Annotated in this window: 18 protein-coding genes; 9 read left to right on the top strand and 9 right to left on the bottom strand. The window is 37.4% G+C overall.

All coding sequences use genetic code 11. From position 1 onward, the window contains the following. Positions 1-164 precede the first annotated feature (164 nt). Entirely contained in the window at positions 165-1,754 is a 1,590-nt protein-coding gene (locus tag BLR36_RS13065; protein WP_254771414.1) for an ATP-binding protein, read from the top strand. A gap of 13 nt (positions 1,755-1,767) precedes the next feature. Next, positions 1,768-2,469, top strand: coding sequence for a response regulator (locus BLR36_RS13060; RefSeq protein WP_093062187.1), 702 nt, complete (start codon positions 1,768-1,770; stop codon positions 2,467-2,469). A gap of 93 nt (positions 2,470-2,562) precedes the next feature. On the opposite strand, the gene BLR36_RS13055 is transcribed toward BLR36_RS13060, so the two are convergent. Both BLR36_RS13055 and BLR36_RS13050 read right to left on the bottom strand, forming a co-directional pair. Continuing rightward, positions 2,563-3,345 carry a class I SAM-dependent methyltransferase gene (locus BLR36_RS13055; RefSeq protein ID WP_093062186.1) on the bottom strand — a complete coding sequence of 261 codons (783 nt, stop codon included), beginning with the start codon at positions 3,343-3,345 and terminating at the stop codon, positions 2,563-2,565. A gap of 113 nt (positions 3,346-3,458) precedes the next feature. Then, positions 3,459-4,484 (bottom strand): tripartite tricarboxylate transporter substrate binding protein, encoded by a 1,026-nt coding sequence (locus BLR36_RS13050; RefSeq protein ID WP_093062185.1) that lies wholly within the window; start codon positions 4,482-4,484, stop codon positions 3,459-3,461. Between the two features lie 240 nt (positions 4,485-4,724). Here BLR36_RS13050 and BLR36_RS13045 point away from each other — a divergent pair, with 240 nt between their 5' ends. From BLR36_RS13045 to BLR36_RS13035, 3 genes are all read left to right on the top strand, one after another. Continuing rightward, entirely contained in the window at positions 4,725-5,882 is a 1,158-nt protein-coding gene (locus tag BLR36_RS13045) for a TerD family protein (RefSeq protein ID WP_093062184.1), read from the top strand. Positions 5,883-5,967: 85 nt separating this feature from the next. Continuing rightward, positions 5,968-6,642, top strand: coding sequence for an ankyrin repeat domain-containing protein (locus tag BLR36_RS13040; RefSeq protein WP_139185097.1), 675 nt, complete (start codon positions 5,968-5,970; stop codon positions 6,640-6,642). Between the two features lie 71 nt (positions 6,643-6,713). Then, positions 6,714-7,445 (top strand): MBL fold metallo-hydrolase, encoded by a 732-nt coding sequence (locus BLR36_RS13035; protein ID WP_093062183.1) that lies wholly within the window; start codon positions 6,714-6,716, stop codon positions 7,443-7,445. A gap of 803 nt (positions 7,446-8,248) precedes the next feature. Here the strand turns inward: BLR36_RS13035 and BLR36_RS19065 are convergent. After that, positions 8,249-8,356: a putative holin-like toxin gene (locus BLR36_RS19065; RefSeq protein ID WP_254771413.1), complete on the bottom strand. Its 108-nt coding sequence runs from the start codon at positions 8,354-8,356 to the stop codon at positions 8,249-8,251. A gap of 266 nt (positions 8,357-8,622) precedes the next feature. On the opposite strand from BLR36_RS19065, the gene splB reads away from it, so the two are divergent. Then, positions 8,623-9,651 (top strand): spore photoproduct lyase, encoded by a 1,029-nt coding sequence (gene splB / locus BLR36_RS13025; RefSeq protein ID WP_093062181.1) that lies wholly within the window; start codon positions 8,623-8,625, stop codon positions 9,649-9,651. A gap of 227 nt (positions 9,652-9,878) precedes the next feature. Here splB and BLR36_RS13020 read toward each other — a convergent pair whose 3' ends face one another. Next, complete coding sequence (locus tag BLR36_RS13020) at positions 9,879-10,283, bottom strand: pyrimidine dimer DNA glycosylase/endonuclease V (RefSeq protein WP_254771412.1); 405 nt, start codon at positions 10,281-10,283, stop codon at positions 9,879-9,881. Positions 10,284-10,436: 153 nt separating this feature from the next. Between BLR36_RS13020 and BLR36_RS13015 the strand changes: the two genes are divergently transcribed. Further along, positions 10,437-11,141 carry a DUF421 domain-containing protein gene (locus BLR36_RS13015; protein WP_093062180.1) on the top strand — a complete coding sequence of 235 codons (705 nt, stop codon included), beginning with the start codon at positions 10,437-10,439 and terminating at the stop codon, positions 11,139-11,141. 66 nt (positions 11,142-11,207) lie between these two features. Here the strand turns inward: BLR36_RS13015 and BLR36_RS13010 are convergent, their stop codons facing one another. Further along, a complete protein-coding gene (locus tag BLR36_RS13010; protein WP_175454077.1) occupies positions 11,208-12,086 on the bottom strand; it encodes a LysR family transcriptional regulator in 879 nt (292 codons plus the stop codon). Positions 12,087-12,203: 117 nt separating this feature from the next. Between BLR36_RS13010 and hutG the strand changes: the two genes are divergently transcribed. Both hutG and gltS read left to right on the top strand, forming a co-directional pair. After that, the gene (hutG, locus tag BLR36_RS13005; RefSeq protein WP_093062178.1) at positions 12,204-13,133 is read left to right on the top strand and encodes a formimidoylglutamase; all 930 of its coding nucleotides are present in this window, start codon (positions 12,204-12,206) and stop codon (positions 13,131-13,133) included. Between the two features lie 10 nt (positions 13,134-13,143). Beyond that, positions 13,144-14,328: a sodium/glutamate symporter gene (gltS, locus tag BLR36_RS13000; RefSeq protein ID WP_093062177.1), complete on the top strand. Its 1,185-nt coding sequence runs from the start codon at positions 13,144-13,146 to the stop codon at positions 14,326-14,328. Positions 14,329-14,458: 130 nt separating this feature from the next. On the opposite strand, the gene BLR36_RS12995 is transcribed toward gltS, so the two are convergent. Genes BLR36_RS12995 through BLR36_RS12980 form a run of 4 tightly spaced genes read right to left on the bottom strand, consistent with a single transcriptional unit; the run spans position 14,459 to position 17,699 of the window. Then, complete coding sequence (locus BLR36_RS12995) at positions 14,459-15,139, bottom strand: cyclase family protein (RefSeq protein WP_093062176.1); 681 nt, start codon at positions 15,137-15,139, stop codon at positions 14,459-14,461. Positions 15,140-15,151: 12 nt separating this feature from the next. Continuing rightward, entirely contained in the window at positions 15,152-16,195 is a 1,044-nt protein-coding gene (locus BLR36_RS12990) for a zinc-dependent alcohol dehydrogenase (RefSeq protein WP_093062175.1), read from the bottom strand. Continuing rightward, positions 16,196-17,083: a 3-hydroxyacyl-CoA dehydrogenase NAD-binding domain-containing protein gene (locus BLR36_RS12985; RefSeq protein WP_175454076.1), complete on the bottom strand. Its 888-nt coding sequence runs from the start codon at positions 17,081-17,083 to the stop codon at positions 16,196-16,198. A 13-nt stretch (positions 17,084-17,096) separates the two neighbouring features. Continuing rightward, positions 17,097-17,699 (bottom strand): carboxymuconolactone decarboxylase family protein, encoded by a 603-nt coding sequence (locus BLR36_RS12980; protein ID WP_093062173.1) that lies wholly within the window; start codon positions 17,697-17,699, stop codon positions 17,097-17,099. Between the last annotated feature and the right edge of the window lie 49 nt (positions 17,700-17,748).

Here is a 17,748-nt window from a genome sequence, read left to right as displayed (position 1 = left end):
AGACTTTGATTTATCATCCGTGGTTACACAGCAATTAATAGAAATGCAGACTCTGTCTATGAGAGTCTGCGTTTTTTTAAAACTATTGTTTGAGCTTGGAATAGTTGAACAATGATAAATCGAAGTAATTACATAGATTGTATATAGGAAAGCAGGGCTAATCTGTGAGGAGGAAATATAAACAACCAAAGTTATTAACTCAAATAAGTGGGCTTATATCCATTGTGGTTATTCTAACAGTGTTTTCTGTAAGCGTTATCTTTTCATCGATGATAGAAAATATTACGGAGAAATCTTTAGGAAATCAGGCGATGACTGTAGCAAAAATGGTTGCTCAAAAAGAAGAAATTATTGAGGCATTCGATGATCCCAATCCTTCTTTGGCTATCCAGCCGATTGCAGAGGAGATTCGTAAATCCTCTGGAGCGGGCTATGTGGTCATTGGAAACAAAGAAAATATTCGATACTCCCATCATTTGAGTGAAAATATCGGAAAACAGATGGGTACAAGTAATCGTAGAGTATTTGAAGAAGGAGCTTCTATTGTATATGAAGGAACTGGAATTTCGGGCTCGGCTATTAAAGCGAAAACACCCATTTTTGATAAGGACAAAAATATTATAGGGGTTTCCTCGGTTGGTTTTTTGAATTCTGAATCACATAGAAGAGTGGAAGAATATCGCTTTAAAATATTTAAGTTTTCCATATTCATCGTATTAATTGGTTTCATAGGAGCTGTCATTATTGCAAGGAGAGTAAAAAAACTAATTTTCAATCTAGAGCCAGAAGAAATTTCCTTTTTATTTAAAGAAAAAGAAGCAACGATTGAATTTATACGTGACGCTACAATTGCGGTAAACAAACGCTATGAAATAACGTCAATGAATAAGCGCGCACGAGAAATGCTAAGAGATGATCAAATAGAAACTAGTGGGAAAATTATTAACACCCGTTTAATCAAGATGATTGATACAATTCTTCAAACTAAACAAAGCTCAGTCAATCAAAACTTTCTATTTGGGCATCAGCTATATATGGTAGATGCTGCTCCAATTTTGCTGAAGGAACAGGCAAGCGGGGCTGTATTAACGATTAGACCAGTATCGGAGATTGAAGAAATAATAGATGAACTGTCAACAATAAAGGGCATATCTGACAATATGCGTGCTCAAAATCATGAATATTTAAACAAGCTAAATACTATCTATGGACTAATAACTCTAGAGGAATATGAAGAAGTAAGGAAACTTATTTCCGAAGAAGTTAGAGAGAGGCAGGATATAGTGATTTTCCTATCTGCTTCTGTGAAAGATCCTTTTATAGCCGCGTGTCTTCTTGGAAAAATTAATAGATCAAAAGAGTTAAAGGTTGAATTTGAAATTGATAAACACAGTAACTTGAAACAAATTCCCTCTTCTTTAAATACAAAATTACTATTAACAGTCCTTGGTAATTTAATAGATAATGCAATGGAGTCAGCAAGCAAGACCAAAGGGGAGAAAGCATATGTAAAGGTGTCATTTACCGATTTTGGAAGCGACATTATTTTTGATATAGAAGATAATGGGAAAGGTGTTCCAGAAGAATGGCAGGAAAAGATTTTCGAAGAGGGTTTCACTACAAAAGAAGGGGAAAATCACGGTCTTGGACTGGCAATTGTTAAAAATACAATAAACCTTCTTCAAGGACAAATTTATATAACTACGAGTGATTCTGGTGGTGCCCGATTTACCATTTCTATACCTAAAAAGTGAGGGGTGAGGTTATATGTCAAATCAAATGATTCAGGTGCTAATTATTGAAGATGATGAGACGGCAACAATGATTTATAAAAGATTTACTCAAAAAGTACAGGGTTTTCAAGTCGCAGCAACTACAGGTTCTGGTAAACAGGCATTAGAGCTACTTAATGTATTTACCCCAGACCTCATATTACTAGATGTATTTCTTCCAGATATAAAGGGAACTGATTTATTGTGGGAGATTAGAAAAAAGTGTAGAGATGTTGATGTGATCATGATTACCGCAGCAAATGATGTTCATACCGTAAAAGAAACTATAAGGGGTGGGGCATTCAGTTACTTGATGAAACCGATTATGCTAGATAAGTTCATGGAAACACTTGAGCATTACAAAAAAACGAGGATGAAACTGTCGAGCTTGGAAACAGTACAACAAGATGATGTAAATACTTTTTTTAGAATGAAGGAAAGTGAAGAACAGATTCTAATTGAAACTAAAACGAACGACTTGCCAAAAGGCATAGATAAGCATACCTTAAAAAAAATTAAACAGAAATTAAAGGAAATGAGTGTTAGCACAAATGCGGAGGAATTGGCAAAAAAACTTGGGGCGAGTCACTCTACTGTCAGACGTTATCTGGAGTATTTAGTATCTAATAGTGAATTAGAGGTAGAAGTGATGTTTGGAACAATTGGACGTCCTGAGCGAAGGTATCGTAAAAAGTAAACTTGCACATAAAACATGTAAAAAACTAGGAAGAAAATACTGGAAGTTTACGGATGAGTTATCCATCCAAGACTCAGTATTTCTTTCCTAGTTCTATTTTTTTATTGCTAACGCCATCCATTCATCAATTGTAATCGATTGAATACTTTCATTTGAGGTTTGAATTGAAAAATAGTTAATGATACTGTCGTTAGCGAGGAGCAAATGGGAGTCTACTCTTTTAACTTGTTCCTCAGACATCGTTGTACGCCTTACCCAATCAGGATAATCAAAAGTTTTCTTACGTGCTTCAGCCTTTAACAAAGTTAAATCTGCTTCCTCGAACCATGTTTTCCATTCGTTTATAGAGCAACTACGGTTATGACTTTCATCGCGTAATTTTTCAAGAATGTTAACGAATTCGTCTAATTCCTTTTCTTCAGGCGCAATGTTGTCAATAAGTAAAAACCTTCCACCGTGCTTTAATACTCTTGCCACTTCTTTTACAAATTTATCGGGATGAGGGAAATGGTGAGGTGCAATCCTACAAGTGACTGCATCAAATGTATTTTCTAAAAACGGTAGAGATTCTGCATCTGCAATTACATAGGAAATATTTGACTCTGTCTGATCCAAGTGACGCTTAGCTGCCTCCAACATTTGGTACGTTAAATCGGTGGCAAAAACTTGTGATGCATATGGCGCTAATGCTTTAACCACATGCCCACCACCTGTCGCGATATCGAGTACAATCGAATTAGTTGGAAGGTCTAACCAACTAGGGATAAGGCTTAAATCAGAACCTTTTGCATGTGTACTGCTTGTTACGTATTTCTCCGCATTTTTACTAAATACCTCTTGCACTTTATTTTTGATTGGCTCTATTTCTTTGTTCATCTTCAAAATCTCCTTTTTAAAAAAATTGTTAAGTTTACCAATTAGAAAAGAGAAGAGGAGCACCCTCTTCCCATATTAAATGTTGAACTTACTTAGTTGATGCAAAAGAAAAGTTATTTTTGCATATTTAATGATTCAAGTATTTCTTGTACTAAAACTTCTTGTTCTTCTAAGAATGTTTGGAATTCTTCCTTGTTTTTATAGCCATCTTCCCAGCCATTTGTTTCAAGAACTTCCTTCCACTCATCAGTTTTTGTTAAATCCGTTAATGTTTTGTTCCAATAGTCAACAGCATATTGGGGCATATCTTTTGGTCCGAAAAGGCCACGCCAAATTGTAAATTCAGCATCTATTCCAGCTTCTTTATATGTCGGTATATCCGCATAAGTTCCTTTCAATCTTTCGGCAGAAGAAACTCCAAGCACACGTATTTTCCCAGCTTTTAAAAATTCTCCAGCACCAGAAATATCAGTAGCAAGAATATCGGCATTTCCACCAATTAGAGCAGTCATTGCTTCGCCTCCACCATCATAGGAGACATATCTGATCTTAGTCACATCAACATCCGCTTTTACAGCAGGAAGCATGGCTACTAGATGATCCTGGGAACCAGGTGCTGAGCCACCCGCCAAAACTAGTGATCCGGGATCTTTCTTTAAATCATCAAATAGAGATTTCAAATCCTTATATTTTGAATCTGCTGGAACAATAATAGCACCATAATCCTTTGTAAGTTGCGCTAAAGGTGTTAAGTCTCTATACGAATATGGACTGTTTCCTTCTTTTTTTAAGTTATTTATGAGTAATGGAACAGACGGAAGAAACAAGCGATAAGGGTCTGTAGAATCCTGACTTATAAAATCAGCCAGTCCAACAGCTTGACCGCCCCCGGGTTTGTTTTCGACTGTTAACGATTCTTTCATTAATCCTGTCTCCATCAATGCTTTCGATAAAGCTCGGGCAGTTGTATCAAGACCACCACCCGCACCTGATGGGGCATTTACGGTTAATGGTTTTTCGGGATAGTTATTCCCTTCACTTTTCTTCGCTGAAGTTTCTGGACTTGCACAAGCTACTAGACTAAGTGATAAAACACTGCTTGCTAACAATAATCCTAACTTTTTAAATTTTGTATTCACAATTTTCCTCCTTATTTTTGATAGCGCTTACATATTGAATAGTAGCATCCCTATAAATATGTGAATAGATTATTAACGTTTACGATATAAATGTATACAATTATCGTTATTTTCATATTTTTCACAAAACTAATTAAGAATTATCGTCGATGTGTCAGAAACATTCGTGTTAGATGTGGGAAACAGAAATATATTGTAAATCCAGGTATAATGTAGGTAACAATCTAAAGGAGTGTTTTCATGCAAATACAACGGGGGCAGAAAGTTAAAATAGAAAATATAACACAACTCGAATGTTTTGTGCGATGGTCAACACCGAAGAAACAAATGGAGCTAGATATTTCTTCCTTTCTACTGCAAGCTAGCAATCGCTGTGAAAAAGATGAACATTTTATCTTTTATGGGCAGCCACAAAGTCTAGATAAATCAGTTAGCTATTCAAAACAAACAGCCTTAGATGGTTCGATTACAATTCAATTAAATTCAGTACCAGATACAATTGAAAAAATAGCTATTGCTTTGACTATTCATGAAGGGGACGCACAAAATTTGCGTTTTCAAGAAGTAGACAAATTAGAGCTGATTATTAGAGATGCTGTAACAGGAACTGTTTTATATACTTATTCGTTTGGTGATGACTTACAACAGGAGACAGCGATAGTTGTTGGTGAGCTGTATAGGTATCAAGGACAGTGGAAGTTTAATGTGATCGGTAGTGGATTTAATGGAGGTTTGGAGGCATTATGCTTAAACTATGGGTTAGAGATTGAAGAAAGCCCAAGTAGTGCACAGAATGAGCCTACCCCTCCACCTATAGAAACACCGATTAAACAAAAGCCAAATTTGGAGAAAATGAATATAAATCTTAAGAAAAAAGAATCCATATCGATCGCTAAGTCCAATAAAATTATTGCGACTTTGGAGTGGGCAAATCCCAAAAAGGATCTAGATTTATATTGCTTTTATGTATTGAAAAATGGTGATACTGGAAAAGTGTACTATCGTTCAATGGGGAATGCTAATCGTGAGCCATTTATTACGCTCGACGGTGATAGTCGAGTGGCAGGGAAAGAAACGATTGTTATTCACGATCCTTCCAAATTGAAATATGTATTGTTTGCAGCTTACAGTGCAATTAGCAACGGCTTTGGAAGTTTTAAAAGTATGAAGGCGCAAGCTGTTGTTGATAACCAGCTGGGTCAACGAATCACAAGCCCATTATATGAGAAAAACCATTTTGCGTACTGGGTAGCAATTGCGCATATTGATTTTACAGATGCTGATAATATTAATGTCAGTCATGTCGAGAGGTATTCAAAATCTGGTTCAGAACGTTCTCCTGAGCTATACGTTGATGGTTTATTTGAGATGGATCGTGGAGTAGTAGAGTTTAAATAAATATGGAATATCGAATGATTTATAAATAGATTATTGTGTCCATTTTAGAAGATTAGTATGATGATAGCAAGAACAGGAGGATACTATGAAGAAACTTCTTTTATTAGTTGGAATCATTTTTGTCCTCCAGGGTTGTATAACTATGAATGGAGGAGAGGATGAGACGATGAATAAGCAATTGTTTGAGGCAGTGGAAGCAAAAGATCTTGATGCAGTTAGAGGGTTACTGAAGGAAAGTGTCGATATAAATGCACAGGATGAACAAGGTAGAACAGCCATCATGATTGCTACATATGCGAATGATGCAGATATGGTCAAGCTTTTAGTGGATGCTGGGGCTAATGTGGATATCCAGGATGATATGCTAAATAATCCGTTTTTGTATGCTGGAGCAGAAGGATATATGGATATCTTGAAGCTACTGATTGCAGCTGGAGCTGACCCAACTATTACGAATCGTTACGGCGGCGTTGCGATCATCCCGGCCTCAGAGCATGGGTATGTAGAGATAGTCGAAGAGCTTTTGACCAATACAAAGACGGATGTCAATCATATAAACAATTTAGGGTGGACTGCTTTACTTGAAGCAATTATTTTAAATGATGGTTCGGAAAAACAGCAGCAAACAATTCGTGTATTAATCGAGCACGGTGCAGATGTAAATATTGCCGATAAGGATGGCGTCACCCCTCTAGCGCATGCTAGGGAAAAGGGATTTAAAGAAATTGAAGCGATTTTGTTGGAAGCTGGGGCTGAATAATATAACTAAGGGAGACGACTGTTTATAGGCAGTCGTTTTTATTCATCAATGAAGAGAAAGAGGCGAAATCGATGGAATGTAGAGTAATTGGTATGTGGGGAGGATTTCCAAAAAAGAATGGTCCATGTTCAGGCTATTTAATAACACATGAAGGATTTTCTTTGCTAATTGATTGTGGTAGTGGTGTGTTAACGGAATTACAAAATTATATTGATTTAAATGATATTAATCATGTCCTTTTAACTCATTATCATTATGATCATTTCAGCGATATTGGCACGTATTTATTCTCAAGATTGGTGAATACACAGTTAGGTAGAGCAACTGAAGAATTATCTGTTTATGGCCCAGCAGATGAGGGGATGCAAAAGCAGGTGGAGACTGTTGGTTATTCCCGATTTACTTCATTTAACGAAAAGAGTCAGTTTCAAATTGGACCATTCATCTGCACTTTTATGAAAAACATCCATCCTGTAGAAACGTTTAGCATCAAAATAGTATGTGGCGGCAAAAGTATTGTGATTACATCGGATACTAGCTTTACAGAGGATTTAGTTTCCTTTGCAGCTGATAGCGATTTGCTTATTACGGAATGTAGCTTATATGAAGGAATGGACGGAGCAGGTTCGGGACATATGACTTCGGAGCATGCAGGAATACTAGCATATCAATCAAAAGCGAAAAGAGTGTTATTAACACATCTTCCACATTTCGGTGATTTAAACGATTTAATAGTTAGTGCGAAAAAGCAGGGTAATGAAAACATTGAGTTAGCAGCGGTGGGAATGTTAATAGAATTGTAAAAGCTGATCGAATGAATGCTCTTAGAGACATTTGTTCAATCAGCTTTTTTGCACCTAAATAGGGTTGGTTTTTTGGTTCTGCCTTCTCACCATTTTAATACATACGATGAGTATAGTGATAAATGGATATAGAATGATCGTAAAAGGTATAGCTACGAAGCTTAAAGTGGAAACAATAGAAATTGCAAGTAGGAGTTTATCCTTTTTGGTCTTCCACTGGGCTATTCCTTTAACACCTAATATCGTCATAGAAAATAATAGAATTAAGAAGATCGGAAAAAGTAAAAAGAATAAGAGACCGGCATAATGTGAATTAAACCCAGGAAATAAAAGAGCCACAATGAAACTGGTATTATCTACTTCTGGCTCCGGAAACAACTTGAAAAATAGTGGTATTACTATTAATAAAAAGTTGTATAAAAAGAATATCGGCAAGGATTGATATAGTATCATGTTCTCGCTCGTCTTTGCTCTTAATCCTTTAATTGTTATGAATACAGTTATGGTTAGTGAGATGAGGAGCGTGAGTATTAGAAAAACATTCATAGCTTCACCAACTTTCGGATTTATTTGGAGAATTGCAATTTCTATTAGTCTAGCAGAAGTTAGTGTGAGATTCATCGTTGCTTTCGCTGTATAACTTGCGTTTATGTTGAATACGACAAAGTTTCTGTATATAATGAAAATAGAATCATACAATAAAAAGACTGGATACGCTAATATCCAGTCCTACAACTGCTAACCGCAGAAAGAGCGGTTGGTCCTGGGTCTGAAATAACCGTTGAACCTTTGCTGAGGGACGGTTATTTCTTTTTATCAAAGAAAATAATCAATGTCACAACGATTGAACAAGCTGCTAAAATTACAGCACTTAGCTGTATTAACAAACTTATTGCTTCGTATGTGGTCAAAGGCATCACCTCCTTGAAAGGAAGTGACCAACCGCCCACTCGGCTATGCAATTGTCCCTTTATTATATCATTAAAAAAGAATGAGCGTTCTAGTTTGTGGAGCCAGATTAGTTAAAATTATTCCAGGGAAGAACAGGATCAAACTGTTTCTTCCCTGGATTTTCTTTGTACAGATTCCAATCATAATTTCTCCCTTTTAAGACAAGCTATATAAAAAGGGAATGGTGATTAAATGGATAATAATTATGGATTAGGTAGCTCACACTATGAATAAACCCTTTAAACCACAGTTAGTTTATTTTGAACCGAATGCCCTGGATTATCCGCTTGGCAAAGAACTGAAGGAAAAGTTCGAGAAAATGGGGATTGAAACGCGCTTTACGACTTCGCACAATCAAATTAGGGATTTGCCGGGAGAAACAGACGCTCAAAAATATCGTATTGCAAAATCCACCTTAGTCGTTGGCATTCGAAAAACGTTAAAATTCGATACGTCCAAGCCTTCCGCTGAATATGCAATTCCTCTTGCGACAGGGTGTATGGGGCATTGCCATTATTGCTATTTACAAACGACTATGGGCAGCAAACCATATATTCGAACTTACGTAAACGTGGAGGAGATTTTCGAAGCGGCGGATCGTTACATCGAAGAACGTGCACCGGAAATTACTCGATTTGAAGCGGCGTGTACATCCGATATTGTGGGGATTGACCATTTAACGCATTCATTAAAAAGGGCAATTGAACATATTGGTCAAACAGAGCTAGGCAGGCTACGTTTTGTAACGAAATTCCATTTTGTCGATCATTTACTGGATGCCAAACATAACGGTAATACGCGATTCAGATTTAGCATAAACGCTGACTATGTCATTAAAAATTTCGAACCCGGCACTTCTCCACTAGATAAAAGAATCGAGGCTGCAGGGAAAGTGGCAAGAGCTGGCTACCCACTCGGCTTTATCGTTGCACCCATTTACCTTCATGAAGGTTGGGAGGAAGGCTACCTCCACATGTTTGAAAGACTTGATGAGGAACTGCCGAAAGACGCAAGAGACGATATAACATTTGAATTCATTCAACATCGGTTTACAAAGCCTGCGAAAAGAGTGATTGAGAAGAACTACCCGAAGACAAAATTGGAGTTAAATGAAGAAGAAAGACGCTACAAATGGGGCAAGTATGGAATTGGTAAGTATATTTACCAAAAGGACGAAGAGGATGAAATAAAATCTCTTCTATACAGCTATATGGAAAAGTACTTTCCAAATGCGAAGTTAGAGTATTTTACTTAAGCAATTAAAAGAAGCGTAAGGCACCAGGGAAAGTGGTGCCTTACGCTTTTTCAATGGATAGAGTAGGAGGGTGCTGCACAGGGACATCAAATTATTCGACTTGCGATTTGTAGAGCTGAACTTGCGATTCCAGAGAAGTATCTTGCGATTCTCGATGTCGGTCTTGCGATTAGAAGCAGTTCATTTGCGATTCGCACTAATTCTATCTAACTCAACGTAAAAACCACTCATTCTAACGCTTCATACATATTTCTTAAAGCCTCATAACGCTCCTTGTCAAAATCCTTCTGTCCGCGTATAAATTTTTCCTTTAGATTAAAGTAACAAATCTCGAGATACTCATCATTGTGATGATGAACGAAAGGATGCGTCACATTCTCAAATGGTCCCTCTGCGAAATAACGCTCCATTTTATCTACCGTACGAATATTAACATTACGTACACGCATTTCCTGCAGAACCAATTGAGTATAAGCAAACAAATCATCCTTCGAATAGTCGTATATATAATTTATCAAAATATGTCGATCTTCCTTTGCAAAAATACTATTTAACTCACGCCACTGTGCTAATAGCTGAGATTTCGGTAAAACGCTTAGTAAACTTTGATGCCATAAACGCAAATAAATCATCTCCTTGTCCACCTATTGTACGGCAACATTACGTACTAATCTTTGCTAAACATCCATTAAGTCGCTTTCTTTTATAATACTACCGATCAATGTTTAATAAAATGTTAACCGTGCAAACTAAGTAGTAGTTTTTGTGAGAAAAGGATGTGTCCAATGGATTTTTTTCAAAGCCAGGAAACACTTACTACGATTGAGTGGATACTCCGCGGTGTTGTTGCATTTTTCTTTTTAGTCATTGTCGCTAAAGTTATGGGTCAGCGGGCCATCTCCCAATTAAGACTTTTAGATTTTGTAATAGCTTTAGTCATTGGAAATCTTATTGCACAACCGTTATCAGATGAAAGGTTGGGGCTTAAAGGATCCGTTATAACAACAATTGTATTGGTTTTCTTCTATCTCGTTGGAACTATCTTAATGCTCAAATGGCCTTGGTTTAGAAGGCTTATCACCGCTCCCCCCATCAATTTAGTGAAGGATGGAGAAATTATTTACGAAGGCTTAAAAAAGGCGCGAATATCAATAGATGTATTACTAGAGGAGCTTCGTGAGGAGAAGGTAGAGGATGTGAAGAAAGTGGCATTAGCGATCTGGGAGGCGGACGGAAAGATTTCCGTGTTTTTGGATCCACAATATAACCCACTTACACCTGCAAACTACCAGTTGGTAACAGAGCCTTTCGATTTGCCCAAGCTAATCATCAAGGACGGAAAGCTTGAATTTAAGGAATTAAAGAAAATTAACAGAGATGAGGAATGGGTCATTTCTACCTTGAAAAATCAGTACCAAACGGAAATAAAAAATGTTCTGCTAGCCACTATTGATAAGAAAGAAAATGTGAAAGTGTTTTTATATAAGTGAATTATTTATCCATAAAACAAACGCTTCAGGGCTTCTCCTGACGCGTTTGTTTTTTTCTGTGGCTATTTAGTTCATTGTCTTTATGAGTTCAAATAGTTTTAGTATGCTCTCTGGAAATGTGCGGTCTTTCATAGTACTTAAGTATACATTTCGATTTAGAAAATCGCTGTGTACTCGGCGTGCTAGTAAGCGTTCTGATAAATGATGGGTGACATATTGTTGAGGTAGAATGGCAATTCCTAGTCCTTCATCTACCAATACTTTTATCATTTCAAATCTTTCTATTTTATATTGAATATGTGGTGTGACATTTTCCTGCTCAAACGCTTTTAATATTTGTGCACTCGTTTGAAATTCTGGCATACCAATTATTAAGGATTCTTCCGCAAAATCTACTAGCGATATTTTCTCCTTTGTAGCAAAAGGGTGATCTCTTTTGATCAACACGATATACGGCTCGGTATACAATAATTCACTTTTTATTTCTTGGTCTACAATGTGCTGATTCGTAATAACAGCGTGCACATTTAAACCTAATAACGCTTGACGGACGGTTTGATTGTACAGTGTGTCCATTAATGTAATCTGGTTATGTGGGTATTGTTTTTTATATGCAGTAATTACTTGTGAAAACCAGTAATTAGCTGACTCAATCATACCTAATCGAATTTCTAAATGCTCGCCTTTTGCTAACTCTTTCAACTCAGTATCCATTACTTCAAATTGAGCAAGTAAACTTTTCGACCGTTCATAGAATTGTTGTCCTAGTTCCGTTAATTGAAATTGTTTAGTTGTACGCTCTATTAGTGGTGCATTAATTTCGATTTCGAGAGTTTTTATCGCATTGCTTAATGAAGGCTGTGATATATGTAAGGCTTTTGCAGCCCTTGAGAAACTTCGATATTTTACCGTTGCATTGAAGTAATACATCCTCCGTAAATCCATGCTACACCTCATTTATAGTTTTTAACTATTATAATATAAAAAAATAGTATTTGTTATTATAAATGCAAATAAATATAATGGAAATATGAATTTTCAGTTTATGAGGAGTCGAACATATTGTATAAAAAAACTGATTCGAGTATTTGGCAAGGTCGCATAGATCATGAGACGGAGACGGCTTACTTTCGTTATCACCAAGTTGTTCAAACGGAACCCAAGGCGAAGCAAGGAGTAGTTGGATTAATAGGTTTTTCTTGCGATGAAGGCGTCCGACGTAACAATGGGCGTGTTGGTGCAAAGGATGCTCCGCTTGAGTTACGCAAGCAGTTATCATCGCTGCCATGGCGTAACCATGTTTGTATAGATTCGCTTATCGATTTTGGGGATGTCGTATGTGAAGGACATGAGTTAGAGCAAGCGCAACAGGAACTGGGAGACAAAGTTTTTGACATCTTAACAAATGGAAGGGCTATCATTCTTGGGGGTGGACATGAAACGTTATACGGACAATATTTAGGGGTGCGTAAAGCAGCAGGTCCAAACGCTTCCATTGGTTTGCTCAATATTGATGCCCACTTTGATATGCGTTCTTATGATAAACAAACCTCTTCTGGCACAATGTTTAAGCAAATTTTAGACGAGGATCCAAACGCACACTATTTCGTATGTGGCATTCAACAATATGGCAACACAACGGCACTATTCGATACAGCTGATCACTATAATGTGCAGTACTTTTTAGATGAACAGTTGGATTTGCCTAAGTTCTCTACAGATTTAAATGATTTCATGGATGCCCATGATGTATTACTCGTTACTCTTTGTATGGATGTGTTAAACGCAGCAGAAGCTCCAGGTGTCAGTGCCCCATCGCCATTTGGTTTATCTGCTATAAAGGTTCGCGATATTTTACGTCAGATGGTCTCGCATAAAAACACTGTAAGTTTCAGTATTTGTGAAGTTAATCCGTCACTTGATATAAACAATCAAACAGCAAAGTTGGGGGCTTACTTTATTAATGAAGTAATTATGAATAGTTTTAAATAAGCAAAGGGGAATGTATATGGAGTTAAATCAAATTACAACACTATGTCTAGCAGTGACATTATTTTTAGTAGGTTCCTTTTTAGTTAAGAGGGTAGGTTTTTTAAATCGTTTTTGTATTCCTGCTCCAGTGGTCGGTGGTTTACTATTCGCTATTTTGGTAACGGTTTCAAAAGGTTTCGGCATATTCGAAATTACATTAGACACATCACTACAGTCCATTTTCATGATAACATTTTTTACAACTATTGGACTCGGTGCGAGTTTCAAACTTGTTAAATTAGGTGGAAAATTGTTAGTAATCTATTGGTTAGCTTGTGGATTTTTAGCCTTAATGCAAAATGTGATTGGCGTTTCTTTAGCAAAAGTAATGGACATTCATCCATTAATCGGTGTTATGGCTGGAGCGGTATCTATGGAAGGTGGACATGGTGCAGCTGCGGCTTTTGGGGAAACAATTGAAGGCTTAGGCGTACCTTCAGCCGTATCAATTGGGATGGCTGCAGCTACATGTGGACTCGTAGCAGGTGGACTTGTTGGTGGTCCTGTTATAGGATACTTAATTCGCAAATTTGACTTAAAGCCATCTACTGAAGAAACAGAGGCATATGTTGAAAAATCACAACATCCGGTTACAGAAAAATCATTCATGATGCAAGTTTTCTTAATCACTTTCTGTATGGCGGCTGGTACATACGCAGGGGAATGGTTCTCTACTTTGACTGGATTCGTCTTACCTGGTTATGTAGGTGCTATGTTCGTAGCAGTGATCGTTCGTAATATCGTTGATCGCTTCAAGCCTGAATTAATCAACATGAAAGAAATCAATTTAATCGGTGATATTTCCCTTGGGATATTCTTATCAATGGCATTGATGAGTATAAAACTCTGGGAAATCGCAGACTTAGCCTTACCGTTATTTATCATCGTTTTAGTACAAGTCATCTTCATCGTATTATTTGCGGTGTTCGTGCTTTTCCGTTTACTCGGAAAAAACTACGATGCAGCAATTATGGTGTCTGGTTTCCTAGGTCATGGACTTGGGGCGACACCAAACGCAATGGCCAATATGTCTGCAGTTGTTTCAAAATTTGGTCCATCACGAAAAGCATTCCTAATCGTACCGATTGTAGGAGCATTCTTAATTGATGTTTTCGGCATGCCAATTATAATTACAACTATTAATCTTTTTAAATAGATTAGAGGCATTCACAGAAAATAGAATTCAAAAAGCGCAAACCCTTGATTCCAAGTGTTTGCGCTTTTTTATTTTATAAATAGAACCTGTGTAAGAAACAGTCATTTTGATGAGCTACACAGGGAACATATCACTTTATAAACGCTACAGCTCGAACAGGTGAAGCAGTTGCATTTTTTAGATTGAGTGGTAGTGCCATGAAAGTGAAGCGTTCATTTAATGGAAGCTGATGTAAATTCACTAAGTTTTCAACTATATAAACAGGGACACTTAATAGCTTTAAATGTACTTCACGCATCATATTGTCATGAATATCAATATTTGCCAAATCTAATCCAACACATTTTACTTGTTTTTCTAGGAGCCAATCACCAGCAGAAGGTGCAAAGGCATGCTCTTCATAAAAGGAGCCTTCTCCCCATGCAAGCTTTCGAGTACGTGTAAGGACGATATCATTAGGTTGTACAGTAATACCTTGACGTTTTTCAGCTTCTTCCAGCATTTCACGAGTTACCGCTTGAAAAGGATCTTTAAAATCAGACACATCTAATAGTACAGCTTCTCCATATGCTTTAGAGAGATCCATTTCAGCAGTAGACTCACCATCGCGCATAAAATGTAATGGGGCATCAATATGTGTACCACTATGATCGGACATTTTTAGCATGCGAGACTCAAAACCTTCACAGGGAGCCACATAACGATGACCTGAGTTTTCAAAAGTAGATTCCTCTGCGATAGCAATTGGTGGATGTGAAGTATACGAACGAAGTCCATCGTAAATTTCTAAAGATAAATCAATAAGTTTCATATGTTTTCCTCCTTACATTTTAATAACGACTTTACCTGTGGCTTTATTTAATGCACTTTCAAATCCTTCTAGGCAATCTTTAAATGGCACTGTTTGCGCAATTAGTTTCTGGAAAGGGTAACGAGTATCCGCTGCAAGCGTTAAAACGGCTTCATAATTTGATTGGGTAATACCGTAACTCCCTTTAATACTAATCTCACCACGAACGATTTGATCCATAGGAACAGAAAAATTAGCAGGATTAATGCCAACTAAAATAAGTTCGCCACCTCGTTTTAAAAGGCGAAGTGCCGTATTAGGAATAGTCGGATGACCCGAACAGTCAATAATAGCATCAAAACCTTTGAATTGTTCATGAGCAATATCCTCTGCGTTTTGATAAACCTTTGAAACGCCAATGTCTTTAGCAAGCAGTAGTCGATCCTTATCAACATCAGTACCTAACATCACCACTTGTGTATTACCAGATCCAACTAGGATAGCTGCTGCACCTAAGCCAATCGGTCCTGGACCAACTACTAAGATGGACTTTTGAGCAAAGTTTTGAATTTTTAGCACAGCGGTATAACTAACGGCTAACGCTTCTGAAATAGCAGCAACCTCATCTGTTACTGTATCCTGGATCGGAATTAGATTCTTGTTGTCCACTACCATGTATTCCGCCATTCCACCCGCTTCGCGAAAGCCATAACGTAATGCTTCCGTTGGTGTTTTGATATATTTATAATCGTCGAAATCACAGCGGTTACTATCACCTGCTAGGCAGAATTCACATACGCCACAGCTTTTATATGGGTTAATGACCATACGCTGTGGAGGAATTTCCCCTTCAGCCACTGCAACGACTTTACCCGTCACTTCATGTCCTAACACTAGGGGATAGGTTACCCAATCATAGCCGCCATGCCCATCATACATATGTAAATCACTGCCACATATTCCTACAGCATTTACCTTCAATAAGCTTTGATTGGGCTTTAATGCTGGTATTTCATAAGTATCAAATTTTATATCCTTTTGTGCGGCTGAAATTTTTACAAGTACTTTATTTTGCATTTATTTCTCCACCTCTTCATCTTGAGCTGAAACAGCCCTAATAACATTTAGTAAAACATCATCTTTCTGGGCTAGATATTGCTTTTTGTCGATTGTGGACCAATCATAAAAACCTTCATTTGTCTTCATGCCAAATCGATTGTTTTCTATCAGTTGTTCATGAATGAATAATGGCTCGCTACTATTTTCAAGCGTTGGATAAACGTAATTCACAATAGCCATATGCGTATCGAGCCCGTTAATATCTCGCTGTTCAAGGGGACCGGTATTAGCTAGTCGAATACCTAGGCTCCATTTAGCTATGAAATCGAGTTCTTCAGGTGACACAATGCCATTTTGAACAAGTGACATCGCTTCTCGAGATAGCGCACTTTGAAGTCGATTTGCCACAAATCCTTGAATTTCTTTTTTTAGCAGTACTGGCTTTTTATTAACAGATTGAAGAAAGGACATCGTTTTTTCAATATGATGTTCTTCAGTAAAGGCACTTGGCACCACTTCAACTAAAGGAGTGATATGTGCTGGTGAAAAGAAATGTGTGCCAATCACTCGTTCCTTATGCTTTACGTTTTCTGCGATAGAACTGATTAAATAACTGGATGTGTTTGTGCAAAACGTAGTAGAAGGAGGGAAGTGATCTTCTATGCTTTTGAACAACTGTTGCTTTGCTTGTAAGTTTTCTGTGATTGCTTCTATTATAAAGTCTACTTCTTTACATTCCTCTATTGTTTCTAAGAACTGTACTTTTTGAAAAGCTTCATCTGCCATTAATTCCTGACGACGAGCTATAAAGCCTTCGTATAGTGATACCTTGATATGAGCGTCCAAAAAATACTTAGCCAGGGCAGCCCCCATAAAACCGCCACCAATTATGCATACATGTTGCAAATGATTCATCTCCTTAATAGTTCAGAACAGCGTGAACACCTACTGCATAAATACAAATAGTCTTAACATCTTGTAGTACAGCATCCGTTGCGCCCATTTGAATCGCATTTTCTTTATGGATATCAATACCTTTTGGATATTGATCGCAAATGTTAATAGCGTATAAAAGTAATTCCTTTAAGTACCGTGACACCACTCCGTCACGAAGGGAGGTCGTGCGTAAATTGCTATACTTAAGAAGTGTATCAGGTGCAAAATCTATTAAATAGGATATCCATTTTGGAAGCTGATCAAATTCTGATTGATAGTAGCTTACACACTCCTCTTGAGTTGAAAAAGCAGAAATATTTTGTGGATCTTTTGTAGTTTCCGTTGTTCCTGTTAGTTCAATTGCTTTCGTAATCGCCTCGATGCCCGATAACCACGTTGGGATTCCACGAGAAATAATGGCAGCAGAAATTAGTTCAGCAATTTCATTGACGTTATTGCCTGCCTCAACAGCAATTTCCGTGAAGTGTAGCATTGCCTGTTCTTCACGACGAGCAGCAAACAAACCGACTAATAGCAAAGACTTATCTTTTTTTGATAGATGAGAATCGTTTAGCAAAGCGTGCATGATTTAACCTCCCTATAATTGAAAGAGCCATTGTTATAAAAACAATGAC

This window comes from Psychrobacillus sp. OK028, assembly GCF_900103605.1.
Lineage (GTDB): Bacteria > Bacillota > Bacilli > Bacillales_A > Planococcaceae > Psychrobacillus.
Note: the sequence above shows the minus strand (reverse complement) of the source record. Positions and strands in the feature narration are given on the sequence as shown.